This is a genomic window from Streptomyces sp. TN58 (assembly GCF_001941845.1).
Classification (GTDB): domain Bacteria; phylum Actinomycetota; class Actinomycetes; order Streptomycetales; family Streptomycetaceae; genus Streptomyces.
The window spans coordinates 5,412,673-5,438,247 of sequence record NZ_CP018870.1; the positions used below are offsets into that span (position 1 = coordinate 5,412,673).

General features: G+C 73.1%; 21 protein-coding genes. 13 read left to right on the forward strand and 8 right to left on the reverse strand.

The window, feature by feature from the left end:
* Window positions 1-12: 12 nt before the first annotated feature.
* Together BSL84_RS24735 and BSL84_RS24740 are read right to left on the reverse strand one after the other, a co-directional pair.
* Window positions 13-864, reverse strand: a complete 852-nt coding sequence (locus BSL84_RS24735; protein ID WP_030026802.1) for a glutamate ABC transporter substrate-binding protein — start codon at window positions 862-864, stop codon at window positions 13-15.
* A 118-nt stretch (window positions 865-982) separates the two neighbouring features.
* Window positions 983-1,768: an amino acid ABC transporter ATP-binding protein gene (locus tag BSL84_RS24740; protein WP_030026804.1), complete on the reverse strand. Its 786-nt coding sequence runs from the start codon at window positions 1,766-1,768 to the stop codon at window positions 983-985.
* 371 nt (window positions 1,769-2,139) lie between these two features.
* Here BSL84_RS24740 and BSL84_RS24745 point away from each other — a divergent pair, with 371 nt between their 5' ends.
* Both BSL84_RS24745 and BSL84_RS24750 read left to right on the forward strand, forming a co-directional pair.
* A complete protein-coding gene (locus BSL84_RS24745; protein ID WP_030026807.1) occupies window positions 2,140-2,844 on the forward strand; it encodes a response regulator transcription factor in 705 nt (234 codons plus the stop codon).
* A gap of 12 nt (window positions 2,845-2,856) precedes the next feature.
* Window positions 2,857-4,269 carry a sensor histidine kinase gene (locus BSL84_RS24750; protein ID WP_075971133.1) on the forward strand — a complete coding sequence of 471 codons (1,413 nt, stop codon included), beginning with the start codon at window positions 2,857-2,859 and terminating at the stop codon, window positions 4,267-4,269.
* Between the two features lie 22 nt (window positions 4,270-4,291).
* Here the strand turns inward: BSL84_RS24750 and BSL84_RS24755 are convergent, their stop codons facing one another.
* Window positions 4,292-6,514 carry an endo-beta-N-acetylglucosaminidase gene (locus BSL84_RS24755; RefSeq protein ID WP_075971134.1) on the reverse strand — a complete coding sequence of 741 codons (2,223 nt, stop codon included), beginning with the start codon at window positions 6,512-6,514 and terminating at the stop codon, window positions 4,292-4,294.
* Window positions 6,515-6,524: 10 nt separating this feature from the next.
* The gene (locus tag BSL84_RS24760; protein ID WP_045322134.1) at window positions 6,525-7,796 is read right to left on the reverse strand and encodes a glycoside hydrolase 5 family protein; all 1,272 of its coding nucleotides are present in this window, start codon (window positions 7,794-7,796) and stop codon (window positions 6,525-6,527) included.
* A 287-nt stretch (window positions 7,797-8,083) separates the two neighbouring features.
* Here BSL84_RS24760 and BSL84_RS24765 point away from each other — a divergent pair, with 287 nt between their 5' ends.
* Both BSL84_RS24765 and BSL84_RS24770 read left to right on the forward strand, forming a co-directional pair.
* The gene (locus BSL84_RS24765; RefSeq protein WP_079273280.1) at window positions 8,084-9,196 is read left to right on the forward strand and encodes a LacI family DNA-binding transcriptional regulator; all 1,113 of its coding nucleotides are present in this window, start codon (window positions 8,084-8,086) and stop codon (window positions 9,194-9,196) included.
* A complete protein-coding gene (locus BSL84_RS24770) occupies window positions 9,193-10,218 on the forward strand; it encodes an ROK family protein (protein WP_420711172.1) in 1,026 nt (341 codons plus the stop codon). Before BSL84_RS24765 ends, BSL84_RS24770 begins: the two co-directional genes overlap by 4 nt.
* Window positions 10,219-10,221: 3 nt before the next feature.
* Here the strand turns inward: BSL84_RS24770 and BSL84_RS24775 are convergent, their stop codons facing one another.
* Complete coding sequence (locus BSL84_RS24775; protein WP_075971136.1) at window positions 10,222-11,217, reverse strand: TAXI family TRAP transporter solute-binding subunit; 996 nt, start codon at window positions 11,215-11,217, stop codon at window positions 10,222-10,224.
* A 174-nt stretch (window positions 11,218-11,391) separates the two neighbouring features.
* Between BSL84_RS24775 and miaB the strand changes: the two genes are divergently transcribed.
* Both miaB and BSL84_RS24785 read left to right on the forward strand, forming a co-directional pair.
* Window positions 11,392-12,915, forward strand: a complete 1,524-nt coding sequence (gene miaB, locus BSL84_RS24780) for a tRNA (N6-isopentenyl adenosine(37)-C2)-methylthiotransferase MiaB (RefSeq protein WP_075971137.1) — start codon at window positions 11,392-11,394, stop codon at window positions 12,913-12,915.
* 35 nt (window positions 12,916-12,950) lie between these two features.
* Window positions 12,951-13,673 (forward strand): hypothetical protein, encoded by a 723-nt coding sequence (locus tag BSL84_RS24785; protein WP_075971138.1) that lies wholly within the window; start codon window positions 12,951-12,953, stop codon window positions 13,671-13,673.
* A gap of 100 nt (window positions 13,674-13,773) precedes the next feature.
* On the opposite strand, the gene BSL84_RS24790 is transcribed toward BSL84_RS24785, so the two are convergent.
* Entirely contained in the window at window positions 13,774-14,019 is a 246-nt protein-coding gene (locus BSL84_RS24790; protein ID WP_030027316.1) for an antitoxin, read from the reverse strand.
* A gap of 23 nt (window positions 14,020-14,042) precedes the next feature.
* The gene (locus BSL84_RS24795) at window positions 14,043-14,210 is read right to left on the reverse strand and encodes a gliding motility protein (protein ID WP_324610026.1); all 168 of its coding nucleotides are present in this window, start codon (window positions 14,208-14,210) and stop codon (window positions 14,043-14,045) included.
* 226 nt (window positions 14,211-14,436) lie between these two features.
* Here BSL84_RS24795 and miaA point away from each other — a divergent pair, with 226 nt between their 5' ends.
* The 6 genes from miaA (at window position 14,437) to hflX (ending at window position 22,412) form a co-directional block, all read left to right on the forward strand.
* Complete coding sequence (miaA, locus tag BSL84_RS24800) at window positions 14,437-15,375, forward strand: tRNA (adenosine(37)-N6)-dimethylallyltransferase MiaA (protein ID WP_075971139.1); 939 nt, start codon at window positions 14,437-14,439, stop codon at window positions 15,373-15,375.
* A gap of 126 nt (window positions 15,376-15,501) precedes the next feature.
* Window positions 15,502-16,020: a hypothetical protein gene (locus tag BSL84_RS24805; RefSeq protein ID WP_037661161.1), complete on the forward strand. Its 519-nt coding sequence runs from the start codon at window positions 15,502-15,504 to the stop codon at window positions 16,018-16,020.
* 53 nt (window positions 16,021-16,073) lie between these two features.
* The gene (dapF, locus tag BSL84_RS24810) at window positions 16,074-16,949 is read left to right on the forward strand and encodes a diaminopimelate epimerase (RefSeq protein WP_075971140.1); all 876 of its coding nucleotides are present in this window, start codon (window positions 16,074-16,076) and stop codon (window positions 16,947-16,949) included.
* Between the two features lie 139 nt (window positions 16,950-17,088).
* Window positions 17,089-19,170, forward strand: coding sequence for a RelA/SpoT family protein (locus tag BSL84_RS24815; RefSeq protein WP_030027321.1), 2,082 nt, complete (start codon window positions 17,089-17,091; stop codon window positions 19,168-19,170).
* An 88-nt stretch (window positions 19,171-19,258) separates the two neighbouring features.
* A complete protein-coding gene (locus BSL84_RS24820; protein WP_075971141.1) occupies window positions 19,259-20,773 on the forward strand; it encodes a M1 family metallopeptidase in 1,515 nt (504 codons plus the stop codon).
* A 133-nt stretch (window positions 20,774-20,906) separates the two neighbouring features.
* Window positions 20,907-22,412: a GTPase HflX gene (hflX, locus tag BSL84_RS24825; RefSeq protein ID WP_030027323.1), complete on the forward strand. Its 1,506-nt coding sequence runs from the start codon at window positions 20,907-20,909 to the stop codon at window positions 22,410-22,412.
* Between the two features lie 136 nt (window positions 22,413-22,548).
* Here the strand turns inward: hflX and BSL84_RS24830 are convergent, their stop codons facing one another.
* On the reverse strand, window positions 22,549-23,718 hold the full coding sequence (locus tag BSL84_RS24830) for a hypothetical protein (protein WP_030027324.1): 1,170 nt from the start codon (window positions 23,716-23,718) through the stop codon (window positions 22,549-22,551).
* 185 nt (window positions 23,719-23,903) lie between these two features.
* Here BSL84_RS24830 and BSL84_RS24835 point away from each other — a divergent pair, with 185 nt between their 5' ends.
* Window positions 23,904-25,355, forward strand: coding sequence for a diaminobutyrate--2-oxoglutarate transaminase family protein (locus tag BSL84_RS24835; protein ID WP_079273281.1), 1,452 nt, complete (start codon window positions 23,904-23,906; stop codon window positions 25,353-25,355).
* Window positions 25,356-25,575 lie beyond the last annotated feature (220 nt).

Genomic DNA, 25,575 nt, shown 5'->3' on the forward strand with positions numbered 1-25,575 from the left:
CTCACCGATGAATCAGCTGCCTTCGGTGATCTGCGGGGCAGGCTCGCTCTTGAAGTTGGCCGGGCCGAGGTTCTTGTCGACGGCCTTCTGCCAGCTGCCGTCCTCGACCATCTTCTTGAGCGCGGCGTTGATCTTGGTCTGGAGCTCCTTGTCGCCCTTCTTCAGACCGATGCCGTAGTTCTCGTTGCTCAGGTTCAGGCCGACCAGCTTGAACTTGCCCTTGTTCTTCTCCTGGGCCGCGTAGCCGGCCAGGATCGAGTTGTCCGTGGTCAGCGCGTCCACAGCCTTGTTCTCAAGGCCGGTGAGGCACTCGGAGTAGCCGCCCTGCTCCAGCAGGTCGGCCTCCGGGGCCAGCTTGGTCTTGACGTTCTGCGCCGAGGTGGAGCCGGTGACCGAGCAGAGCTTCTTCTTGTTCAGGTCCTCGGCCTTGGTGATCGAGGTGTCGTCGGCCCGGACCAGCAGGTCCTGGTGCGCGAGGAAGTACGGGCCGGCGAAGTCGACCTTCTCCTTGCGCTTGTCGTTGATCGAGTACGTCGCGACGATGAACTTGACATCGCCGTTGGCGATCAGGTTCTCGCGCTCGGCGCTGACGGCCTGCTTGAACTCGATCTGGTCGGGCTGGTAGCCGAGCTCCTTGGCGACGTAGGTGGCCACGTCCACGTCGAAGCCAGTGAACTTGCCGTCGGGGGTCTTCAGGCCCATGCCGGGCTGGTCGTACTTGATGCCGACGACGATCTTGTCCTTGGCGCCACCGGAGGCACCGCCGTCACTGGAGGCGTCCTGCTTGCTGCCGCCACACGCGGTCGCGGTCAGGGACAGGGCGACGGCGACGGCCGCGGCCGCAGCGGCCTTGGAGATCTTCATGGTGAACTTCCCTCGGATGAGACGTTGTTGAACGACGAGCGACGCTTACGGCGCACGCACGGCCGACAGGAACCGTTCCGGGAGTGATCCGCATACGGATCACTACCAGACGTAAACCTCAGTGGTGCAGGATCTTCGACAGGAAGTCCTTCGCCCGATCACTGCGCGGGTTGCTGAAGAACTGCTCGGGGGTGGCCTCTTCGACGATCTTTCCGTCGGCCATGAAGACGACCCGGTTCGCCGCGGAGCGGGCGAAGCCCATCTCGTGCGTGACGACCACCATGGTCATCCCCTCACTGGCGAGCTGCTGCATGACCTCCAGCACCTCGTTGATCATCTCCGGGTCGAGCGCCGAGGTGGGCTCGTCGAAGAGCATCACCTTGGGCTCCATCGCCAGCGCCCGGGCGATCGCCACGCGCTGCTGCTGGCCGCCGGAGAGCTGGGCCGGGTACTTGTCGGCCTGCGACGCGACGCCGACCCGCTCCAGCAGGGACAGCGCCTTCGCGTGCGCCGCGGCCTGGTCGGTCTTGCGGACCTTCATCTGGCCCAGCATGACGTTCTGCAGCACCGTCTTGTGCGCGAAGAGGTTGAACGACTGGAACACCATGCCGACGTCGGCACGCAGACGGGCGAGCTCCTTGCCCTCCGAGGGCAGCTCCTTGCCGTCCAGCGTGATGGTGCCCGAGTCGATGGTCTCCAGGCGGTTGATGGTCCGGCACAGCGTGGACTTGCCCGATCCCGAAGGACCGATCACCACGACTACCTCACCGCGGGCAATGCTCAGATCGATGTCCTGAAGCACGTGCAGCGCGCCGAAGTGCTTGTTGACGTTGCTCAGCACGACCAGGTCGTCCGCGGCACCGGCCGCGTCCTGAACGTCCTTGGTCACTGATACTCCGCTCATCGGCTTCTAGCTCCGTCCTCCTCGGTTGGGAGGACAGTAGTGATGACTCGCGCACAACGTCATCACATCTGAGGGAGAATTGAGCATAACGATACGGCCTCTTCCGGATACGCTCCGTGCGCGGCACCGGCGTGGCCGATCATGTCCTCGTACCGGGTGCATAACGGTGGGCGAGACGCGGCGGAACCCTCTTGACGTGGGACTCCGCATGGGCGTGGATGCAGGGTGGCCGTTTCTGCGGCCGTGCGCGCGGCAACGACCGGCCGCGTGGGAGCCCTGCGGGCCGTACCAGCCGTACCAGCCGTGACCGCCCGGGGCCGGGGCGTAGGACGCCCGAGAGACCGAGAGAGAAGGAAGGAGACGGGGACGACATGAGACTGCTGCTCGTCGAGGACGACGACCACGTCGCCGCCGCCCTGTCCGCGATCCTCGCCCGGCACGGCTTCCAGGTCACCCACGCCCGCAACGGCGAGGAGGCCCTCCAGGCACTGCTGCCCGCCGGAGCCCCGCCCTTCGGCGTGGTCCTGCTCGACCTCGGCCTCCCCGACCAGGACGGCTACGAGGTCTGCGGCCGGATCCGCAAGCGCACCGCCACGCCCGTCATCATGGTCACCGCGCGGGCCGACGTCCGCTCGCGCATCCACGGCCTGAACATGGGCGCCGACGACTACGTCGTCAAGCCCTACGACACCGGCGAGCTCCTCGCCCGCATCCACGCCGTCGCCCGGCGCACCGGAGCCTCCGAGGAGGCCGTCGCCACCGGCACCGGCGCGCCCACCACCGTCCGCCTCGGCCCTGTCAGCATCGAGCTGCCCACCCGCCGGGTCAGCGTGGACGGCACCGACGTACCCCTCACCCGCAAGGAGTTCGACCTGCTGGCCCTGCTCGCCCAGCGGCCCGGCGTCGTCTTCCGCCGCGAACAGATCATCAGCGAGGTGTGGCGTACCAGCTGGGAGGGGACCGGGCGCACCCTGGAGGTCCACGTGGCCTCGCTGCGCTCCAAGCTGCGCATGCCGGCCCTCATCGAGACCGTGCGCGGGGTGGGCTACCGGCTCGTCACCCCGGCCGCCCCCTAGGGGCCTCCCGCCGTGCGTGCCCGCCTGCTCCCCCTGCTCGTCATCCTGATGGCGGGCACGCTGCTCGCCCTCGGTTTCCCGCTCGCCGTGAGCCTGGCCGCCGGGCAGCAGCAGCGGGTGGTCGTCGACCGCATCGACGACAGCGCCCGCTTCGCCGCCCTCGCCCAGTTCGTCATCGACGCCCGGGGATCCGGCGCCACCGGCGCCGACGAGCGCGAGCAGACCCTCCAGCACGAACTCGGCCGCTACCACGAGCTGTACGGCATCCGCGTCGGGATCTTCAACCGCGACGACAACGCCATGGTCCGCTCCCCGGGCTGGTGGCGGCTCCCGGAATCCGGGGAGGGCCGCCGGGCCTTCGAGGAGGCGCTCGCCGGACGCCGCAGCCACGACCCGCCCCAGGTGTGGCCCTGGCAGACGCACGGCAAACTGCTCGTCGCCTCCCCGGTCGTCCTCGACGGCGACGTGGTCGCCGTCGTCGCCACCGAATCGCCGACCGACCTCATGCGGGGCCGGATCCTCAGGGGCTGGCTGCTCATCGCGAGCGGCCTCACCGCCGCCATGCTGGTCGCCTTCGCCGCCGCCCTGCGGCTCACCAGCTGGGTGCTCAAGCCCGTACGGACCCTGGACACCGCCGCCCACGGCATCGCCACCGGCCGGATGAACTCCCGCGTCGCGGCCGCCGGCGGCCCGCCGGAACTCCGGCGCCTGGCGCACTCGTTCAACGAGATGGCCGACAACGTCGAAGAGGCGCTGGAGCAGCAGCGGGCGTTCGTCGCCGACGCCTCGCACCAGCTGCGCAACCCGCTCGCGGCACTGCTCCTGCGCATCGAGCTGCTCGCCCTCGAACTGCCCGAGGGCAACAAGGAGATCGCCTCCGTACGCACCGAGGGCAAGCGCCTGACGCAGGTCCTCGACGACCTGCTGGACCTGGCGCTGGCCGAGCACACCTCCGCCGAGATCAGCCTCACCGACATCGGCGCGCTCGCCGCCGAGCGGGTCGCCGCGTGGCGGCCGTACGCCGAGGAGAAGGGCGTACGGCTCACCGAGACGGGCCGCAGCGCCGTCACCGGCTGGGCCGATCCCATCGCGCTGTCCAGCGCCCTCGACGCCGTCATCGACAACGCCCTCAAGTTCACTCCGGCCGGTGAGGAGGTCGAGGTGTCGGTCTTCGCCGAGGGCGCCTCCGTCAGCGTGGTCGTCGCCGACCGCGGCCCCGGCCTCACCGAGGAGGAGCTGCTGCGCGTGGGCGACCGCTTCTGGCGCAGCGGCCGCCACCAGAACGTCAAGGGCTCCGGACTCGGCCTGTCGATCTCCCGGACCCTGCTCGCCGGGGGCGGCGGGACCCTCTCCTACGCGACGAACCCGCCGCACGGCCTCCGGGTGACCGTGACCGTCCCGCGCACGAGCCCCGAGGCCTCCTGACCGGGACCGGCCGGAGCCCTTGCTACGGCTGCCAGGGCAGGGCCGTGCGGGCGGGCGCGGAAGCCGTGTACAGCTCGTCGACGGCCCGCACCTCGAAGACGGCGGCCCGCTCCCGGCCGGCGCGCGGGACCTCCGCGAGGTAGAGGGCGGTGCCGCAGGTGCCGCCGAGGAAGCGGCGGCCTCCGCCGGGCAGCACCCGGTGCACCTCGTAGTGGCGCGGCCGTCCGTCCGGACCGGGCACCGCCGCCCGCCACGACAGGCGCAGCCAGGCCCTGCCGTCCCGGCGGACCGCGCGGTCCACGGCCGCCGCGGTGGGCGGGGCCGGGCGCCGGGTCCGGCCGCCGTCGTGCACCGACAGCGCGCCGAGCCGCCACACCACCCGGGTGCCCCCGGGCGCGGTGACGCGTACGGCGAGGGCGTACGCCGTCCTGCCCGCCAGCGGCGCGAGCGCGGCCCTCGCCACGCGCCAGCCGGCAGCCCCGGCCGCCCCCGCAGCGCCGCCCGCCCCGGCAGGTGTCGTCCGCAGCCAGGTGTACGGAACCGGCTCCCCAGGGGCGGAGGGCTCGCGGACGGCCACGCCGAACTCGACGGCCACCGGCCCCGATCCGGTGGCATGCACCAGTTCCACGACGCTCCGGCGGGTCAGCGGCAGCCGGGTGGCGTGCAGCGCGACGGCCACCGGGGCCGTCAGTGTGCCCGAGACCAGCAGGCTGGACCCGCCGCGCCAGGCGTCCGCGAAGTCCAGCGTGACGGACGGACGCGTTCCGGCGGTGTCCACCACCCAGCGGCGGCCCGGCAGCCGGTCCTGCAGACCGAGGTGGTTCCACGGTGTGTCCGCCGAGACCTCGCCGTTCTCGTACCAGCGCAGGCCGTGTCCGGTGTTGAAGGAGCACGCGAAGGGCAGCCCGGCCACGGTGGACCGGTCCGCGACGGCCGTCGCCGGAGCCCGCCAGGAACTTTCCGGCGCGGGCCGGGCCGGGTCCAGGGACTCGCCCGTCCAGAACCGGTCGTCCGCCCGGTGGAAGGCGCCGGGGGAGCGGTCGGTGAGGTGGTGCAGGGTCCATTCCGGCCGGTAGAAGCCGTAGCTGACGACGTGGTCGCGTGTGTGCGGGACGATCGCGTCCCAGGGGACGTCGGCGTCCCAGCCCCGGGACTCCGTGTCCACGGCGGCCCACAGCTCGTGGCGGGAGCGGCCCAGCCGGTCGGCGAGCGCGCCCGAGGCGGACAGCGTCTGCGGGGTCCAGCGGAAGTCGAGGAACACCGTGTCGGCGACCCTCCCCGCCCGGTCCTCGTAGAACTCCTGGTTCAGCGCGTTCAGCGCGCCCTGCCAGCCGACCCGCCCGGTGGCGTTCATGGCGTCGTACCAGGTGATCCGCAGTCCGTGCGGCTCGCCCGCCGCCCGCAGGGCCCGCAGGAACTCCCGCATCCGGGTGGCCAGCGCACTGTCGCCGCCGTCGGTCTCGGCGTTGACGAACCAGCCGTCGAAGCCGTACGTCCGGGCCACGCGGACGAGCTGCTCCGCGATCGGGAAGCGGCCGAGGGAGTCGCGCCGCACCAGGTCGCGGGTCCACCGCAGGTCGCCGCCGTACGCCACGGGCGGCAGGAACACGTTGCCCAGCACCCGCACCCCGTTGCGGTGCGCGGCGTCGACCACGGGCGCGTTCGGTGCCAGGACGATCCCCTCGCCCGCGGAACCGCCCCAGAAGACCAGCTCGTCGATGTACGCCCAGTGCGTGAGCGCGTAGTAGTCGGCAGTGGCGGAGCCCTGCGAAGGGTTCCCGGCGGTCGGTGCGAAGGAGACGAGGGAGGCGATACGCGCCTGCCCGGCGCGGGCCGTCCTGTTGGCCGGGACGGGGGTGAACCGCTCCGCGAGCGGCACGGTCGCGGTGTTGTGGGCCAGGTCGGGGTCGTCCTCGGGGCGCCACCGGCTGAGCGAGCGCCACACGATTCCGGGGCCGGGGGTGCCCGCCGGGAGGGAGTCCGGGAACCAGTAGGAGGCGTACGGGGCCAGGCCGGCCGGGGCCGGCCCGGGCCCGCCTGCCGCCGGTGCGTCCGGCTCCGGTGCGTCCGGCTTCGCGGCGGCCGGATCCGAGCCCGCCGCGGCGCGTGCGCGCCCGGCCGCGCCCAGCAGCGCGGCGGCGCCGGCCCCGGCGGCCAGCACCCTGCGCCGGGTCGGGCGGGACGGGCGCGGCCGTAACGGGACGGGCGGCGTACGGCGACCGGCGCCGCGGTCGGTGTCGGACATGCGGGGCTCCTCACGAGCGGTCGGATCGGGGCATGACGTCACGGACGTGCAGCACCTCGGTGATGCCGCGGGCCGCCAGATGGGCGGAATCCCCGGCGCGCTCCGCAAGGACCACCGCGGGGCGCGCCCCCTGGGCCGTCAGCGCGGTCCAGGCGTCGAAGAACGCGCCGCCGGGGGCGCACACGGAACGCCCAGGGGCGTGCTCGGCTCCTCCCACGTCCACCGCCAGCGCCGTGGTGCGCGGAGCGGGACGGTGGGCGCGGCCGCGCCACCGCGCCGCGATCCGGGCGAGGGCGGCGCCGGCCGGCTTGGTCCTGCGGTCGTTGGTGAGCAGGCCGAGGCCGTACTCCAGCTCCGGGAAGTCGGCGAGGTCCCGGGACACGTCGTGCGAGCACCACCAGGTCACTCCCCACAGATCCGGGCAGTCCAGCGCGTTCACGACGGTGGCCTCGGTGAACCGCTCCGCCTGCTCCGGCCCGATCAGCGGCGCCGGGGCGCCGGCCTCCTGGAGCCACACCGGGCGGTGCGGGTCGGTGGCCCAGGCCTTGGAGAGCTCGATCAGGTACGCGGCGTGGTGCTCGGTCGCCGTCCCGCGCGCCCCGTGGCGCTGCGCGGTGCCGTCGAACACCCACGAGTGGACGGCGGTGGCCGCGCCCGGCCCGGAGGCCTGGGCGGGCGTGAAGGGGTGGTCGTCGCGGTACCAGACGGCGTCGTACGCGGCGTGCAGGTGGAGGCGGCCGGGCGCTCCCCGCTCGCAGGCGGCGAGCATCCGCTCCAGCCAGCGGGCGGCCTGGGCGGGGGTGATCCGGTCGGGGTCGGGGTGCGGGGCGCCGGAGAACTGGTTGACCTCGTTGCCGACGGTCATCCCGAGGAAGTTCGGCCGGTCGGCGAGGGCCGCGGCGAGCGTGCGCAGGTACTCCTCCTGCGCGGCGACCACGTCGGGGTCGGTGAAGATGTTGCGCCGGTGCCAGGTCCGGGTCCAGGCGGGCAGGAAGTCGAAGCTCGACAAGTGCCCCTGTAGGCCGTCCACGTGGACGTCGAGTCCGCGCGCGGCGGCCGCGTCCGCGAGGGCGACGAGCTGCTCGACGGCACGGGGCCGGATCAGTGTGCGGTTCGGGTGGAAGACCGGCCACAGCGGGAAGACCCGTACGTGGTCCAGCCCGAGCGCGGCGATGGCGTCGAGGTCGGCTCCGACCTCGCCGAGATCGAAGTCCAGCCAGTGGTGGAACCAGCCCTGGGCCGGCGTGTAGTTGGCACCGAAGCGGATCGGGTCGTCCTGCACAAGGCGTCCTCGGTTCTGCGGTCCGCACGAATTCACCGGGCGGGCCACAAAGTGCCCGTGGCCGTGCGGAAAGTCAACAGGGCGTCCGGTGCGGCGGCTTATGCGCTTGAGCCCGGTCCCCCCAAGGGGTACGTGCCGAAAGGAGCCGTGCGGCTAATGCGGTTTAGCGAAGGTGTGGCCCGGGGAATGTGCCGGAATGGACGGCGGTGCCCCCGGCCGATGTCCCCGGCTGATGTCCTCGGCCGGTGCCCCGGCGTGTCCGCACCCCGCAGTGAATGAGGCAGGCCATGGCCCGCAGGCCCACGATCAAGGACATCGCCCGGCGGGCCGGAGTGTCGCAGAGCGCCGTCTCCTTCGCGCTGAACGGCCGCCCCGGCGTCTCGCAGGACACCCGGGCCCGGATCCGCCGCGTCGCGGAGGAACTCGGCTGGCAGGCCAACAGCGCCGCCCGCGCGCTGTCCGGCGAACGCTCCGGCGCCGTCGGGCTCGTCCTGGCCCGGCCCGCGCACACCCTCGGCGCCGAGTCCTTCTTCCTGCGGCTCGTATCCGGCATCCAGGAGGTCCTCGCCGCCGCCGGTACCGCGCTGCTGTTCCAGGTCGTCGAGGACGTGGACGCCGAATGCGCGGTCTACCGCCGCTGGTGGGCGGAGCGACGGGTCGACGGCGTGCTCGTCGTCGACCCGCGTACGGGGGACCCGCGGCCCGCGCTCCTGGCGGAGCTGGGCCTGCCCGCGGTCACCATAGGCGAGCCCGGCCCGCCGGCCCCGGCCGGCCTCGCACCGCCGGCGGTTCCCGGGTCCCTGCCCCCGTCCCCGCCGCTGTCCTCGGTCCGGGCGGACGACGCCGGTGCGATGGCCCAGATCCTGGAACACCTCCACGGGCTGGGCCACCGCCGGATCGTCCACATAGCGGGGCTGCCCGGCCTCGCCCACACCGTCCGCCGGATGGAGTCCCTGCGGGCCGAGGCCGAGCGGCGCGGCCTCGGCCCCGACCGCGTGCACTCCGTGGTCACCGACTACTCCGACACGGAGGGCGCGGCCGCCACCCGCCGGGTCCTCGCCGAGCCGCGGCCCCCGACCGCGCTCGTCTACGACAACGACGTGATGGCCGTCACCGGCCGTGCGGTCGCCGCCGAACTGGGCATCCCCGTGCCGCACCGGCTCTCGATCGTGGCCTGGGACGACTCCGCGCTGTGCCGGGTCACCCACCCCCGGCTCACGGCCCTCGTCCGCGACACGGCCGGCTTCGGGCGGCTGGCCGCCGAGGAACTGCTGTCCGTGATCGCGGGCGGTCCGACCGGGGTACGGGAGAGCGAGCGGCCGCGGCTGGAGCCTCGTGAGAGCACGGCTCCGCCCCCGCGCATACTGATTCCCGAACCCTTCCTGGAGCCGCCACCGTGATCACCCCCACCACCCCGTCACCCGCACCGCGTGCCCCCGCGCGGGCCACCGGACCGACGGTGGCGATCGACATCGGCGGCACGAAGATCGCCGGGGCGCTGGTGCACCCCGACGGAACGATGTCGGCCACCACGCGCCGCCCCACCCCGCGCGGAGCGGACGCCGAAGGCGTCATGGCGGCGGTGGCCGAGGTCGTCGCCGACCTGTCCCGTTCGCCGCTGTGGGCCTCCGCGGTCCGCTGCGGCATCGGCAGCGCCGGTCCCGTGGACACCTCCCGCGGCACGGTCAGCCCGGTGAACATCGGGGCGTGGCGGGATTTCCCGGTCCGGGAGCGGGTCGAGGCGGAGCTCGCCGCGCGCGGAGCCGGACTGCCGGCCGTACTGGCGGGCGACGGTGTGGCGATGACCGCCGCCGAGCACTGGCTGGGCGCGGCCCGCGGGTACGCGAACGCGCTGTGCATGGTGGTCTCCACGGGTGTCGGCGGCGGGCTGATCCTCGACAACCGGCTCCACCCCGGCCCCACCGGCAACGCCGGCCACATCGGCCACATCAGCGTGGCCTTCGACGGCGAGAGGTGCGTCTGCGGCGGGCGCGGCTGCGTCGAATCGATCGCCTCCGGCACGGCGATCGCCCGCTGGGCCCTCGACCAGGGCTGGAAGCCGTCGGCCGGCTCCGGTGGGAGTGCCGCGCACGACGCCACGGCGGCGGGCGTGGCCGCGGCCGCCGCGCAGGGAGACCCGATCGCCCTGGCCGCCTTCGACCGTGCCGGCCGCGCCCTGGCCGCGGCCATCGCGGCGAGCGCCACCCTCGTGGAGACGGACATCGCGGTCATCGGGGGTGGGGTGGCCGCCGCCGGGGAGACCCTCTTCGGCCCGATCCGCGCCCACCTCGCCCAGTACGCCACGCTCTCCTTCGTCCAGCGGCTGCAGGTGGTGCCGGCGGCGCTGGGCACCCACGCGGGCCTGATCGGCGCGGCAGCGGCGGCGACGATGCTGCTGTCGCCCCGGGGATCCGGTGTCTGAGCGTCAGGGCTTGACGGACCGGTAGTACCGGCCGGCGCCCTCGTGGAGCTCCAGGGGATCGGTGTAGATCGCCGTCCGCAGGTCCACCAGCTGCGCCGCGTGTACCTCGTGGCCGACCAGGTCCCGGCTGAGGATCACCGTGCGGGTCAGCTGCTCGGTCAGCTCCGGGTCGGTCTTGGCGGTGGTCACGAGCAGGTTCGGCACGGCCAGGGTGGTCACCGCGCTGGTGTTGCGCGCCCGGGAGTACGCGTCCTGCGGCATCACGGCCGTCCGGTAGTAGCGCGCCGGGCTGCCGGTCCTCTGCAGCCCCTCCGCCATGTCGCCGAGCTGCACGAGCCGGATGTCGAAGCGTTCCGACAGCTCCTTCACCGCGTTCGTCGGCAGGCCGCCCGACCAGAAGAAGGCGTCGATCCGGCCCGCCTCCAGCTCGGCCGGCATCGTGTCGATGCCGATGGACACCGGCGTGATGTCCAGCACCGGGTCGATGCCCGCCGCGGTGAGCAGCCGCTCCGTGACCAGGCGTACCCCGGAGGCGGGCTGGCCGATCGCGACCCGCTTGCCCCGCAGGTCCCGCGCCGACTGCACCGGCGACCCGGCCGGCACCACGAGCTGCACGTAGTCGTCGTAGAGCCGCGCGCATCCGCGCAGCAGGTCCGCGCCCGGCTTCCCGTCGAGCCGGTACTGGGCCACCGCGTCCGCCGTGGCCACGGTGAAGTCCGCCTCCCCGGTGGCCAGCCGCTTCAGGTTCTCCTGCGAGCCCTCGCTGGTCATCAGCTCCACGTCCACCCCGGGCATGTCCCGCCCGAGCGCCTGCTGCAGGAGCGTTCCGTACCGGTGGTAGACACCGGTGCGCCCGCCGGTGCTGAAGGTCAGCTCGCCCTGGAGGTCCGGCCTGCCGAAAGGATTGAGCCACCAGGTGAGGACGCCGAGCACGGCGAGTACGGCCACCAGGACCCGCAGGGCGTGGCGCCTGCTGATCCGGGGCGGTACGAGAGGCATGGGCGCGATCCTGCCACCCGGCCGCCGTCCTGTCACGGTGCGGGCCGTCCGCCCTCCCTGCCCGCGGCCGCCGTCACGCCCCTGACCTGCGGCTCGACCGGTACGCCGGGCTCCCGCCCGGGGGCGGGCCGCACGGCGGCCGGAGGCCTCCCGCGCACCGCCTACCCTTGTGGCATGACCAGCAGCGACCGGAGCCAGGCAGTGGACGAGAAGCGAAGCTACGAGGTGCGCACCTACGGGTGCCAGATGAACGTGCACGACTCGGAGCGGCTCTCCGGTCTGCTGGAGGACGCCGGATACGTCCGGGCGCCCGAGGGCTCCGACGGCGACGCCGACGTGGTGGTCTTCAACACCTGCGCGGTCCGTGAGAACGCCGACAACAAGCTGTACGGAAACCTCGGCCGGCTCGCCCCGATGAAGACCAGGCGCCCCGGCATGCAGATCGCCGTCGGCGGCTGCCTCGCCCAGAAGGACCGGGACACGATCGTCAAGAAGGCCCCCTGGGTCGACGTCGTCTTCGGCACGCACAACATCGGCAAGCTCCCCGTGCTGCTGGAGCGCGCCCGCATCCAGGAAGAGGCGCAGGTCGAGATCGCCGAGTCGCTGGAGGCCTTCCCCTCCACGCTCCCCACCCGCCGGGAGTCCGCGTACGCGGCCTGGGTCTCGATCTCCGTCGGCTGCAACAACACCTGCACCTTCTGCATCGTGCCCGCGCTGCGCGGCAAGGAGGAGGACCGCCGGCCCGGCGACATCCTTGCCGAGGTGGAGGCCCTGGTCGCCGAGGGCGTCTCGGAGATCACCCTGCTCGGCCAGAACGTCAACGCCTACGGTTCCGACCTCGGCGACCGCGAGGCCTTCTCCAAGCTGCTGCGCGCCTGCGGCCGGATCGAGGGCCTGGAGCGGGTCCGCTTCACCTCCCCGCACCCCCGCGACTTCACGGACGACGTGATCGCGGCGATGGCCGAGACGCCGAACGTGATGCCGCAGCTGCACATGCCGCTGCAGTCCGGCTCGGACCCGGTCCTGAAGGCGATGCGCCGCTCGTACCGGCAGGAGCGCTTCCTCGGCATCATCGAGAAGGTCCGCGCCGCGATCCCGCACGCCGCGATCTCCACCGACATCATCGTGGGCTTCCCCGGTGAGACGGAGGAGGACTTCCAGCAGACGATGCACGTGGTGCGCGAGGCCCGCTTCGCCAACGCCTTCACCTTCCAGTACTCCAAGCGGCCCGGCACCCCCGCCGCCGACATGGACGGGCAGATCCCCAAGGAGGTCGTGCAGGACCGCTACATGCGCCTGGTCGCCCTCCAGGAGGAGATCTCCTGGGAGGAGAACAAGAAGCAGGTAGGCCGCACGCTGGAGGTCATGGTCGCCGAGGGCGAGGGCCGCAAGGACGGCGCCACGCACCGACTGTCCGGCCGCGCCCCCGACAACCGCCTGGTCCACTTCACCAAGCCGGAGCAGGAGGTCCGCCCCGGCGACGTGGTCACCGTGGAGATCACCTACGCCGCCCCGCACCACCTGCTGGCCGAGGGCCCCACGTCGGCGGTGCGCCGCACCCGCGCCGGCGACGCCTGGGAGAAGCGCAACGCCGCCCCCGCCCAGCCCGCGGGTGTCATGCTCGGCATCCCGACGCTGGGCGTCCCGGCGCCCCTGCCGGCCGCCGCCTCCGGCTGCTCGGTGCCCGCCTCCTCCTGAGGCTCGGGTGCGGCGCTCCGGCTAGGCTGCGGATCATGCTCGTAGCCGCTGCCGTCTGCCCCGCCCCGCCGCTGCTCGTGCCGGAGGTCGCCGCGGGCGCCGCCGCCGAACTCGGTGACGCCCGTACCGCCTGCTCCGACGCCCTCGCTGTGCTCGCCGCCTCCCGGCCCGACCTCCTCGTCGTGGTCGGAGCGGCGGCCGAAGGCGGCGGGTACGACCAGGGCACCCCCGGCAGCTTCGCCGGCTTCGGCGTCGACCTGACCGTCACCCTCGGTCCGGACCTGGGCGAATCGCCGAGCGGCCACGCCACCGGGGACACCCTGCCGGCTTCCCTCGCGGTCGCCGGCTGGCTGCTCGGGCAGGCCCGCTGGTCGGCCGCCCCGGTCGCCGGAGTGGCCGTCGCCGAGGACCTCCCGCCCGGCGGCTGTGGCCTCCTCGGGCAGGACATCGGCCGTTCCGCGGCACGCGTGGCCATGCTCGTCGTCGGGGACGGTAGCGCCTGCCGCACCCTCAAGGCCCCCGGGTACCTGGACGAGCGTGCCGCGGGCTTCGACGCGGCCGCCGCCCGCGCCCTCGCAACCGCCGACACGGCCGCGCTTGCCGCGATCGACGCCGGGCTCGCCGCCGAGCTCCAGGCCGCCGGCCGGGCGCCCTGGCAGGTGCTGGCCGGCGCCGCCGAGGGCGCGGACCTCGCCGGCCGCCTGCTGTACGAGGACGCCCCGTACGGCGTCGGGTACTTCGTCGCCGCCTGGTCCTGACGAGTCGGCCGGCCAGGCGCCCGGCCGCTCCGCCGAACGCCGCAGGGGCGCGGAACCGGACTCATCCGGTTCCGCGCCCCTGCGGCGTTCGCGGACCGCGTCAGGAGGCGGCCGGCGGCGTCTGCCCGCCGGGGGCGTCCTTGTGCGCGATCTTCCCCAAGGCGTCCTTCGCCTTGCCCGTCCCGCTCGTGATCTGGCCGCTGTACTTGCCCTTGGTCTTGGAGTCCACGGCCTTGGCGACCTTGTCCAGACCCTCGCTGATCCTGCCCTCGTGCTGGTGCGCGAGATCGCCGACCTTGTCCTTCGCCGGAGCGAGCTTGGCCTTCAGATTGTCCAGCAGGCCCATGGGTCACCTTCCGTTGGCGTGCGCTACGTACGGGCGCCCTCGCCGGCCTCGCTGTCCGCGGCCGCCTCGGCCGACTGCTGCTTCGGGATCTCCACGGCTTCCGCCGGCTCGCCCTCCGCGACAGCAGGCTCGGCCTCGGCCTCCGCACCGGACTCCGCCGCGGGAGCCGCGGCCGCGACCTCCTCGGTCACGGCCTCGTCCTTACGACGAAAAAACCGATCAAAAACGCCCATGTCTACTCCCGTAACGTTACGCGTGTAAGTGAAGTTCCGCGTTCACGAACCGGCTCGCGCCGGTCGTACGCACGGCGTGCGCCCGGCCGGAACCTCGCCAGGGCAACGACGCCCCTCCCACCCCGTCACGTCGCTCGATCGGGTACATGCGGGCGTCTTGACCGGGGGCTGCGAGACTGGGGCGGTGAGGAATGCACCCCCCGCCCCGCGGGTCATCGCCGTCGTCGGTCCCACCGCGGCAGGAAAGTCCGACCTGGGCGTCGCCCTGGCCCGCCGGTTCGACGGCGAAGTCGTCAACGCCGACTCCATGCAGCTGTACCGGGGGATGGACATCGGCACCGCCAAGCTGACGGTCGAGGAGCGCAGCGGCGTCCCGCACCACCTCCTCGACATCTGGGACGTCACCGACACCGCGAACGTCGCCGAGTACCAGCGGCTGGCCCGCCTGGAGATCGACAGGCTGCTGGCCGAGGGCCGCACCCCCGTCCTCGTCGGCGGATCCGGCCTGTACGTGCGGGGCGCCCTGGACGTCATGGAGTTCCCCGGCACCGACCCCGAGGTCCGCGCCCGGCTGGAGGAAGAGGTCACGCTGCGCGGCCCCGGCGCCCTGCACGCCCGGCTCGCCGCCGCCGACCCCGAAGCCGCCCGGGCGATCCTGCCCAGCAACGGCCGCCGCATCGTCCGCGCGCTGGAGGTCATCGAGATCACCGGCAAGCCGTTCACCGCCAACCTGCCAGGCCACGAGTCCGTCTACGACACCGTGCAGATCGGCGTGGACGTCGCCCGGCCGGAGCTCGACGAGCGGATCGCCCGGCGCGTCGACCGGATGTGGGAGGACGGCCTCGTGGACGAGGTCCGCACGCTGGAGGCCCGCGGGCTGCGCGACGGGATCACCGCCTCCCGGGCGCTGGGCTACCAGCAGGTGCTCGCCGCGCTCGCCGGCGACTGCACCGAGGACGAGGCACGGGCGGAGACCGTGCGGGCGACCAAGCGGTTCGCCCGCCGCCAGGACTCCTGGTTCCGCCGCGATCCGCGGGTCCACTGGCTCAGCGGAGCCGCCGCCGACCGGGCGGAACTCCCCGGACTCGCGCAGTCGTTGGTCGAACGAGCGGTCACAGCCTGATCACGTGATGGCATCGGGACGCACCGGGCGCCTGTAGCGGGGCCGAGGGCGTGCCATCATCAAACTCCAGCGGGTGCGATCACCTGCGATGCATGGCGGCGTACTGAGTCCGAGTGGGGAGGGCGCGTGGCGATGGAGGCCGGCCCTCGCGACACCGGGCGGGACGACACCCGGCGGGAAGCGGATCCGATGCTTCTCGGCGGGATGGAGGGACCCGAGGGCCTCGGGCTGCCCGCCGACCCCGCACGGCTGACCCCCGACGGCCCGGACACCGCGGACGCCGCCGAGGCCGAAGCGGCCTCCGGACCCGAGTTCGAGGTCGAACTGCGACCGCAGCGCCGCCTGCGCCTGTGGCAGATCGCCCCCATCGTGATGCTCGCCGCCGCCGGCTCGCTGATGTTCGCCTTCCCCCTCGCCTTCGAGTTCGGCGACGGCGGGGCCGTGGTCGCCATGCTCGGCTTCCTCATCAGCTGCTGCGCCGGAGGCTGGGGCATGATGGCCGCCCGGCGGGTCGGCTACACCTGGCCCGGGCTCCCGGCCCGGGGGAGCGGCCGCCGCCCCGACTGGCGCATGGCCGCGCTGTACGCCGTCGTCGCGCTGGTCCTCGTAGGCCTCGCCGTGTACCGGGTGGCCCGGCTGCGGTGACCGCCCCTCGGACGGTCCGGCCCCTCTGAGCTGCGGCTGGGTACGATGGGCCGGTGACGCAGACCACCCTCTCCTTCCTCAAGGGCCACGGCACCGAGAACGACTTCGTGATCGTCCCGGACCCGGGCAACGCCATCGAGCTGCCCGCGTCCGCCGTCGCGAGGATCTGCGACCGGCGCGCCGGCATCGGCGGCGACGGGGTCCTGCACGTCGTCCGGTCCGCCGCCCACCCGGAGGCGGCGCACCTGGCCGACGAGGCGGAGTGGTTCATGGACTACCGCAACAGCGACGGCTCCGTCGCCGAGATGTGCGGCAACGGCGTGCGCGTCTTCGCCCGCTACCTCCAGTACGCCGGCCACGTCGAGCCGGGCGACCTCGCCGTCGCCACCCGCGGCGGCGTCAAGCGCGTGCACCTCGACAAGGCGGGCGACGTCACCGTCGCCATGGGCCGCGCCGTGTTCCCGGAGGGCGAGGTCACCGTCAGCGTCGGATCGCGCAGCTGGCCCGCCCGCAACGTGAACATGGGCAACCCGCACGCCGTCGCCTTCGTCGAGAGCCTCGACGACGCCGGGAACCTGTACACCGCCCCGCCGTTCAGCCCGGCGTCCGCCTACCCCCAGGGCGTCAACGTCGAGTTCGTCGTGGACCGCGGCCCCCGGCACGTCGCCATGCGGGTCCACGAGCGCGGGTCCGGCGAGACCCGCTCCTGCGGTACCGGCGCCTGCGCCGTCGCCGTGGCCGCCATCCGCCGTGACGGAGCGGACCCCGCCGCCACCGGCGAACCGGCCACGTACACCGTCGACCTGCCCGGCGGAACGCTCGTCATCACCGAACACCCCGACGGCCGCGTCGACATGACCGGTCCGGCCGTGATCGTGGCCACCGGCGAGTTCGACGCGGCCTGGCTCACCGAAACGGCCTTCGCCTGAAGCTCCCTCTAATGGGTGATCCGTTTCACGCTGTGCCAGAGGTGGACTGCGCCACGTGGTGGGGTCGGTAACATCAGGCACCGGCCCTGAGGGCGCACCCCATGCCCGCCACCGCCGGTCGAAGCCGCCGGAGGTGCCCATGAGTGCAGAGGCCACGAACCCCGAAGCACACCCCGAAGCGCGCCCTGAGCTCCGCAGACGGGGCCGGAGCAGGATCGACCTGCGCCGACTCGGGCGCGCGGCGCTGCTCGGGCCGACGTCCCGGGACCGCCTCCCGGACGCGATCGGGCACGTCGCGGAGGCGCACCGCGCCCACCATCCGGACGCCGACCTGTCCGTCCTCCGGCGCGCCTACCTCCTCGCGGAGAGCTCCCACCGCGGCCAGATGCGCAAAAGCGGTGAGCCGTACATCACACATCCGCTCGCCGTCACCCTGATCCTCGCCGAACTGGGCGCGGAAACCACGACCTTGACGGCCTCTCTGCTCCACGACACCGTCGAGGACACCGATGTGACCCTCGACCAGGTGCGGGAGGAGTTCGGCGACGAGGTCTGCTTCATCGTCGACGGCGTCACCAAGGTCGAGAAGATCGACTACGGCGCCGCCGCCGAACCGGAGACCTTCCGCAAGATGCTCGTCGCCACCGGCAACGACGTCCGCGTGATGTCCATCAAACTCGCCGACCGGCTGCACAACATGCGCACCCTGGGCGTGATGCGCCCCGAGAAACAGGCCCGTATCGCCAAGGTCACGCGCGACGTCCTGATCCCGCTGGCCGAGCGGCTGGGCGTGCAGGCCCTCAAGACCGAACTGGAAGACCTCGTCTTCGCGATCCTGCACCCCGAGGAGTACGAGAGCACCCGGGCCCTGATCGCGGCGCACGCCGGCGAACGCGACCCGCTGCCCGCCATCGCCGACTCCGTACGGACCGTCCTGCGCGAGGCCGGCATCAGCGCCGAAGTGCAGGTCCGGCCGCGGCACTTCGTCTCCGTGCACCGCATCGCCCGCTCGCGCGGCGAGCTGCGCGGCTCCGACTTCGGCCGGATCCTCGTACTCGTCGGCGAGAACGCCGACTGCTACGGCGTGCTCGGCGAGCTGCACACCTGCTTCACACCGGTCGTCTCGGAGTTCAAGGACTTCATCGCCACCCCGAAGTTCAACCTCTACCAGTCCCTCCACACGGCCGTCGCCACGCCCGAGGGGTACGTCGCCGAAGTCATCGTGCGCACCCGGCAGATGCACCGCGTCGCCGAGGCCGGCGTGGTCGCGCTCGGCAACCCGTACGCCACCGCGACCGCGGACGCCGCCGCCGACCCGGACGAGGAGCGGGTGGACCCCACCCGGCCCGGCTGGCTGTCCCGGCTGCTCGACTGGCAGCAGTCCGCCCCCGACCCCGACACCTTCTGGACCGTCCTCCGCGCCGAGCTGGCACAGGACCGGGAGATCACCGTGTTCCGGGCCGACGGCGGCACCCTGGGCCTCCCGGCCGGAGCCAGCTGCATCGACGCCGCCTACGCCCAGCACGGCGAGGCCGCCCACGGCTGTATCGGCGCCCGCGTCAACGGGCGCCTCACCTCACTGTCCTCACCCCTGTCCGACGGGGACACCGTGCAGCTGCTGCTCGCCCAGGACGCCTCCTCCGGACCGGCGGCCGAATGGCTGGACCACGCCCGGACGCCCGCCGCCCGCATCGCCATCAGCAGCTGGCTGGAGACCCACCCCGACCGCGCCCTGGCCACCACCTCGGCGGCCAGGGCACCGCTGTCGGTGGTCGGAGCCCGGGGCGGCGGGGCCAACGCCGTCGCCGACCTGCCGGACGCCACCGTACGGCTCGCCGGATGCTGCACCCCGGTGCCCCCGGACGCCGTCGCCGGCTTCCTGGTCCGCGGCGGGGCCGTCACCGTGCACCGCGTCCAGTGCGCGGCCGTGGCGCAGATGCGGGCCGTCGGGCGCACCTCCGTCGCCGTGCACTGGCGGGCGACCGCCGACTGCCGGGTCACGCTGCTCGCCGAATCGTTCGGCCGCCCCCATCTCCTGGCGGACCTGACCGAGGCCATCGCCCAGGAGGGCGTCGAGGTGGTCTCCGCGACAGTGGAACCGCCGGTCGAGGGCCGGGTCCGGCACACCTACACCCTCCAGCTGCCCGACGCGGCCGGGCTCCCCGCCCTGATGCGCGCCATGAGGGACGTCCCGGGCGTCTACGACGTCAGCCGCGCGTAGGCCGGTACGGCGCCGGAAGGTCCCGTTCGGGTGGACCCGTCGCGCGCCGTGCACGGCCTCGCCGCCGACCGCTGGTAAGCGGTGGTGGATGCAGCTCTCCTCCCCCCGCCTGCGCGCCGCCCTGCTCGCCGCGGCCTCCCTCACCCTCGTCGCCGCGGTACTGCCCCCGCCGAAGCCCCTGGGCATCGGCGACCGGCTCTTCCCCGAGCTCGGCAACCCCGGATACGACGTCCTCTCGTACGACCTGTCCTTCACGTACAAGGACAACAAGAGCCCCCTCGACGCGGTGACCGTGATCGACGCCCGGGCGACGGCGCCGCTGGAACGGGTCAACCTGGACTTCACACACGGCGAAGTGGCGTCCGCCGAGGTCAACGGGGAGCCCGCACGGTTCGAGAGCGTGGGGGAGGACCTCGTGCTGACCCCCCGGCGGGCGGTGGCGGACGGCGGCCCGCTGCGCATCACGGTCCGCCACACCAGCGACCCGCGCGGACGCGGGGACGGCGGCTGGGTGCCCACCGAGGACGGTCTGGCCATGGCCAACCAGGCGGACGCCGCCCACCGCGTCTTCCCCTGCAACGACCACCCCGCAGACAAGGCCCTCTTCACCTTCCGCATCAGCGCCCCCGCCGGGCTCACGGCCGTCGCCAACGGCTACCAGGCGGCACCCGCCCTGCGCTCCGGCGCCTCGACGACATGGACGTACCGGACCAGGCACCCGATGGCCACCGAGCTGGCCCAGGTCTCCGTGGGCCGCTCCGCCGTCGTGCACGGGACCGGACCGCACGGGCTGCCGCTGCGCGACGTGGTGCCCGCCGCCGACCGGCAGCGCCTCGACCCCTGGCTGAAGAAGACCGCCGGCCACATCGCGTGGATGGAGGAGCGGGTCGGCCGCTACCCCTTCGAGAACTACGGGGTGCTGATCGCCCGGGCGACCACCGGTTTCGAGCTGGAGACGCAGACCCTCTCGCTCTTCGAGAGCAGCCTGTTCTCCGGCGACGGCTACCCCGAGTGGTACGTCGAGTCGGTGATGGTCCACGAGCTCGCCCACCAGTGGTTCGGCGACAGCGTCACTCCGCGCACCTGGTCCGACCTGTGGCTCAACGAGGGACACGCCACCTGGTACGAGGCCCTGTACGCGGACGGGCTCGGCAAGTACTCCCTGGAGCGGCGCATGCGCGAGGCGTACCAGCGCTCCGACCAGTGGCGGGCGGCGGGCGGGCCCCCGGCGGCCCCGAAGGCCTCCGCGCCCGGCGAGAAGATCGGGCTGTTCCGGCCGGTCGTGTACGACGGCTCCGCACTGATCCTCTACGCCCTGCGGCAGGAGATCGGCGCGCCCGCCTTCGACCGGATCGAACGGCGCTGGGTCGAGCAGTACCGGGACGGGATCGCGGGCACGGACGACTTCGTACGCCTCGCCTCGCAGGAGGCCGGCCGTGACCTCACCGCCTTCCTGGAGCCCTGGCTGTACGGGGCGAAGACCCCGCCGATGCCGGGGCACCCGGAGTGGAGCGCCCCGGCCGCGGCACCGGCCGCGGCACCGGGCAAGGCGGCGCCGGGCAAGACGGCGGGCAAGGCCGTGCCCGGCGGGAAAAGGGTGTGACCGCCGGGGAACGGGCATGTCACCATCGACAGGTCCGTTCGGGGAATCCCCGGGCGGTGTGACACGTTGGACGAGACAGCCACCGTGTCCCCGCCAGGCGTGACACCGCTATTCGAATCGACGTAAGGATCCAATGACCTCCTCTTCTTCCCCTTCCCAGGATGCGCGGGACGCGACGGACGTGCGTGACTCGCAGAGCTTCACCGAGAGCCTTCGGGCCGATGCCCTGATGGAAGAGGACGTCGCCTGGAGCCACGAGATCGACGGAGACCGGGACGGCGACCAGTTCGACCGCTCCGACCGCGCGGCACTGCGCCGCGTGGCCGGCCTCTCCACCGAGCTCGAAGACGTCACCGAGGTCGAGTACCGACAGCTCCGCCTGGAGCGAGTCGTCCTCGTCGGTGTCTGGACCTCCGGAACGGTGCAGGACGCGGACAACTCCCTCGCGGAGCTCGCCGCCCTCGCCGAGACGGCCGGCGCTCTCGTACTGGACGGCGTGATCCAGCGCCGCGACAAGCCGGACCCGGCCACCTTCATCGGCTCGGGCAAGGCCCGCGAGCTGCGTGACATCGTCATGGAGAGCGGTGCCGACACCGTCGTCTGCGACGGCGAGCTCAGCCCCGGCCAGCTCATCGCCCTCGAAGACGTCGTCAAGGTCAAGGTGGTCGACCGGACCGCCCTGATCCTCGACATCTTCGCCCAGCACGCCAAGTCCCGAGAGGGCAAGGCGCAGGTCGCTCTCGCGCAGATGCAGTACATGCTGCCGCGGCTGCGGGGCTGGGGTCAGTCGCTGTCCCGGCAGATGGGTGGCGGCGGCGGTGGCGGCATGGCCACCCGAGGCCCCGGTGAGACCAAGATCGAGACCGACCGGCGCCGGATCCGCGAGAAGATGGCGAAGATGCGCCGGGAGATCGCGGAGATGAAGACCGGCCGCGACATCAAGCGGCAGGAGCGGCGTCGCAACAGGGTGCCGTCGGTCGCCATCGCCGGCTACACCAACGCGGGCAAGTCCTCGCTGCTCAACCGCCTCACGGGCGCGGGCGTGCTGGTGGAGAACGCACTGTTCGCCACCCTCGACCCGACCGTGCGCCGGGCGGAGACGCCGAGCGGCCGGATCTACACCCTGGCCGACACCGTCGGGTTCGTCCGGCACCTGCCCCACCACCTCGTCGAGGCGTTCCGCTCCACGATGGAGGAGGTCGGCGACTCCGACCTGATCCTGCACATCGTGGACGGCTCGCACCCGGCGCCGGAGGAGCAGCTGGCGGCGGTGCGCGAGGTCATCCGCGAGGTCGGCGCGGTCGACGTGCCCGAGATCGTGGTGATCAACAAGGCGGACGCCGCGGACCCGCTCGTCCTGCAGCGGCTGCTGCGGATCGAGCGGCACTCCATCGCCGTCTCGGCGCGGACGGGCATGGGCATCGAGGAACTCCTCGCGCTCATCGACTCCGAGCTGCCGCGGCCCGAGGTCGAGGTGGAGGCCCTGGTGCCGTACACCCGCGGCTCGCTGGTCGCCAAGGCACACGCCGAGGGCGAGGTGATCTCCGAGGAGCACACCCCGGAGGGCACCCTGCTCAAGGCGCGCGTCCACCAGGAGCTGGCGGCGGACCTGGCGCCGTACGCGCTGGCGAAGCAGTAGCCCGGATCGGGCTCCGGAGCGCCTGAGCTCCTGAGGGTCCGAACGGCTGAGGGCCCCCTGCGGTGCAGGGGGCCCTCAGCCGTTCGTCATCGCTCCTGGCGGACCGTCGGCGGCCAGGGCCGCCGACGGCCGCCGTCTACTTGAACTTGTTGCTGACGGCGGTGAAGATGCCCTTCGCCTCCGGACCCAGCCGGGGCCCGGCCAGCCAGCCCGCCTTGACCGGCCCGATCGAGGTGTTCGACACCAGCGCCCGCTTGCCGTCGGCGCCCGTCGCGACCCAGCCGCCGCCGGAGGCGCCGCCGGTCATCGTGCAGCCGATGCGGTACATCACCGGCTCGTTCGCCCGCAGGGTCAGCCGCCCGGGCCGGTCCGTGCACTGGAAGGCCTTCTGGCCGTCGAACGGGGCCGCCGCCGGGTAACCCGTCGCCGTCAGGCTCGCGACCTTCGGGACCGCGGGCGCCGCGAACTCCACCGGGAGCGCCGAACCGACCGTCTCCTCCAGGGACTTGCCGCTGCCCTTCTCAGGCGTCACGTGCAGCACGGCGAAGTCGTACGGGGCACCCGCGCCGCCGGTCGGACCGCCGGTCGCGATCCACTGGTCGGAAGTCTGCGCCCAGTCGCTCCACCACACGCCGAACGGGGCCACCTGCGACCGGGGAGCGCCCTTGAGCTGCGCCGACGGCTTGCCCGCGTTGTTGTAGGAGGGGACGAAGGCGATGTTGCGGTACCAGCCGCCGGACTTGCCCGCGTGCACGCAGTGCCCCGCGGTCCAGACCAGGTTGGACTTGCCGGGGCGTGCGGGGTCCTTGACCACGGTCGCCGAGCACACCATCGAGCCCTCGGGGCCGTCGAAGAAGACCTTGCCGGACTCCGGGACGCTCTGGTGGTAGGGCGCGCTGGCCGGCCTGGCCGCCACCGGGGCCGGGGTCGGGTCGGTGACGCCCTGGTCCCTGCCCGCGTCCGGGTCGACGGACGGGCGCTGCGGCTGCTCGGCGTCACGCATGCGGTCCGGGTCCCAGAGGTCCTCGATGATCGGATTTATGTAGTCGCCGGCCTCCCGGAGCCAGTCCTCCTGCTTCCAGTTCTTCCACTCACCCCCCTTCCACTTCTCCAGGTCGATTCCGCGTTCCCTGAGCTTTTGCTTGAGCTGGTCCGGGATCTTGATCCCGTCCGTGTTCGGCAGGCTCGCCGCCACGGTCGGCTTGGCGTCGGCGCCGGCCTCCCCGTCGCCGGGGCCGCACGCGGCGGCGGTCAGCACGAGGGCGGCCGCGCAGAGCGTCGCGGTGACCGGTCGGTTCGGTCGCATGGTTCGTCCCCCTGGAGGTTCGAGGCGTGGAGTGGAGCCCCCCACTATGCCGCTGCCGCCTTGGACGACACAGCCCGGGTCCGCGGTTCCTTTTGCTCATTTCTTGAGCAACCAAGGATCTTGGGTCCACCCGTGATCCCTCGCCGTCACCGTCGTTGGTACGTACGGGGGATGGGGGAGCGCCGATGTTCGAAGCGCAATCCACAGGCGAAGCCAGTGCGGGAGGAGCGACACTCGTGGCATTCACCGAGCCGGCCGGGGCGGCGGCCGCGACACAGGTCCCACCGCAGGAAACGCCGCACGCGCGGCCCCCGGTGGCGCCGCCGACCGGCCGCGCGGCACGCCATGACGGCATCCTGCGCAGGCAGGCGCAGCGGGAGTCCGCGGCCCGGACGTACGCCCGCTCCCTGCCCATCGTCCCGGTACGGGCGCGCGGGCTGACCATCGAGGGCGCCGACGGCCGGCGTTACCTCGACTGCCTTTCCGGCGCCGGCACTCTCGCGCTCGGACACAACCATCCGGTGGTGCTGGAAGCCGTCCGCGGAGTACTCGACTCGGGAGCGCCCCTGCACGTCCTCGACCTCGCCACACCCGTCAAGGACGCCTTCACCACGGAGCTGTTCGCCAACCTGCCGCCGGCCCTGGCCGCCGACGCGCGCATCCAGTTCTGCGGGCCCGCCGGCACGGACGCCGTGGAGGCCGCCCTCAAACTGGTCCGCACCGCGACCGGCCGCCCCGGACTGCTCGCCTTCACCGGGGCCTACCACGGCATGACCGCCGGCGCCCTGGAAGCCTCGGGAGGCGCTGCCGAGGGCCGGGTGACCCGGCTTCCCTACCCGCAGGACTTCCGCTGCCCGTTCGGCGTCGGCGGCCCCGAGGGAGCCGAACTCGCCGCGCGCTGGACGGAGAACCTGCTCGACGACCCCAAGGGGGGCGTCCCCCTCCCCGCCGGCCTGATCGTCGAACCGGTACAGGGCGAGGGCGGGGTCCACCCCGCACCGGACGGCTGGCTGCGCCGCATGCGGGAGATCACCGCGTCGAGGGGGATCCCCCTCATCGCCGACGAGGTCCAGACGGGGGTCGGCCGGACCGGAGCCTTCTGGGGCGTCGACCACGCCGGAGTGGTGCCCGACGTGATGGTCCTGTCCAAGGCCATCGGCGGCAGCCTGCCGCTCGCGGTGATCGTGTACCGGTCGGGCCTGGACGTATGGGCGCCCGGCGCCCACGCCGGGACCTTCCGCGGCAACCAGCTCGCCATGGCCGCCGGCACGGCCACGCTCGCCTTCGTCCGCGAGAACCGGCTCGCGGAGCGCGCCGCCGTCCTCGGCGACCGGATGACGGCGGCCCTGCGCGGTCTGGCCGCCGGCCATCCCTGCATCGGAGACGTCCGGGGCCGCGGTCTCATGATCGGCCTCGAACTCGTCGACCCCGACACGCAGGCCGCCGCACCGGCCCTCGCGGCGGCGGTCCGCCAGGAGTGCCTGGAACGCGGCCTGATCGTCGAACTCGGCGGCCGCCACAGCGCCGTGGTCCGCCTGATGCCCCCGCTGACCCTGACCGACGAGCAGGCCGCGGCGGTCCTCGACCGCCTGGCCGACGCCATCCCGGCCGCCGCACGCCGGACCCGGACCCGTTGACCCGCACCGGAGGACCCGTGATGCCCGAGCCGCACCAGTCCACCCCGACCACTCCCGTCACCCCGGCCACCCCCATCACCCCGGCCCCTCCTGGCAACTCGACCACCCCGTTCACCCCTGGTACCTCGATCCAGACCAACCCCCTTCCCGAGAAGGCGACTTCTGCCACCCCCGCGCCCGCGGCCGACCCGGAGGGGCCGGCCCGACCGCAGCCACGGCC

Coding starts and splice junctions, on each gene's coding strand:
- BSL84_RS24775 (WP_075971136.1), bottom strand. CDS start 11,217: ATGCCTCTCGTACCGCCCCGGATCAGCAGGCGCCACGCCCTGCGGGTC.
- BSL84_RS24765 (WP_079273280.1), top strand. CDS start 8,084: ATGGCCCGCAGGCCCACGATCAAGGACATCGCCCGGCGGGCCGGAGTG.
- BSL84_RS24785 (WP_075971138.1), top strand. CDS start 12,951: ATGCTCGTAGCCGCTGCCGTCTGCCCCGCCCCGCCGCTGCTCGTGCCG.
- hflX (WP_030027323.1), top strand. CDS start 20,907: ATGACCTCCTCTTCTTCCCCTTCCCAGGATGCGCGGGACGCGACGGAC.
- BSL84_RS24755 (WP_075971134.1), bottom strand. CDS start 6,514: ATGTCCGACACCGACCGCGGCGCCGGTCGCCGTACGCCGCCCGTCCCG.
- BSL84_RS24790 (WP_030027316.1), bottom strand. CDS start 14,019: ATGGGCCTGCTGGACAATCTGAAGGCCAAGCTCGCTCCGGCGAAGGAC.
- BSL84_RS24835 (WP_079273281.1), top strand. CDS start 23,904: ATGTTCGAAGCGCAATCCACAGGCGAAGCCAGTGCGGGAGGAGCGACA.
- BSL84_RS24820 (WP_075971141.1), top strand. CDS start 19,259: ATGCAGCTCTCCTCCCCCCGCCTGCGCGCCGCCCTGCTCGCCGCGGCC.
- BSL84_RS24740 (WP_030026804.1), bottom strand. CDS start 1,768: ATGAGCGGAGTATCAGTGACCAAGGACGTTCAGGACGCGGCCGGTGCC.
- BSL84_RS24830 (WP_030027324.1), bottom strand. CDS start 23,718: ATGCGACCGAACCGACCGGTCACCGCGACGCTCTGCGCGGCCGCCCTC.
- miaB (WP_075971137.1), top strand. CDS start 11,392: ATGACCAGCAGCGACCGGAGCCAGGCAGTGGACGAGAAGCGAAGCTAC.
- BSL84_RS24745 (WP_030026807.1), top strand. CDS start 2,140: ATGAGACTGCTGCTCGTCGAGGACGACGACCACGTCGCCGCCGCCCTG.
- BSL84_RS24815 (WP_030027321.1), top strand. CDS start 17,089: ATGAGTGCAGAGGCCACGAACCCCGAAGCACACCCCGAAGCGCGCCCT.
- BSL84_RS24735 (WP_030026802.1), bottom strand. CDS start 864: ATGAAGATCTCCAAGGCCGCTGCGGCCGCGGCCGTCGCCGTCGCCCTG.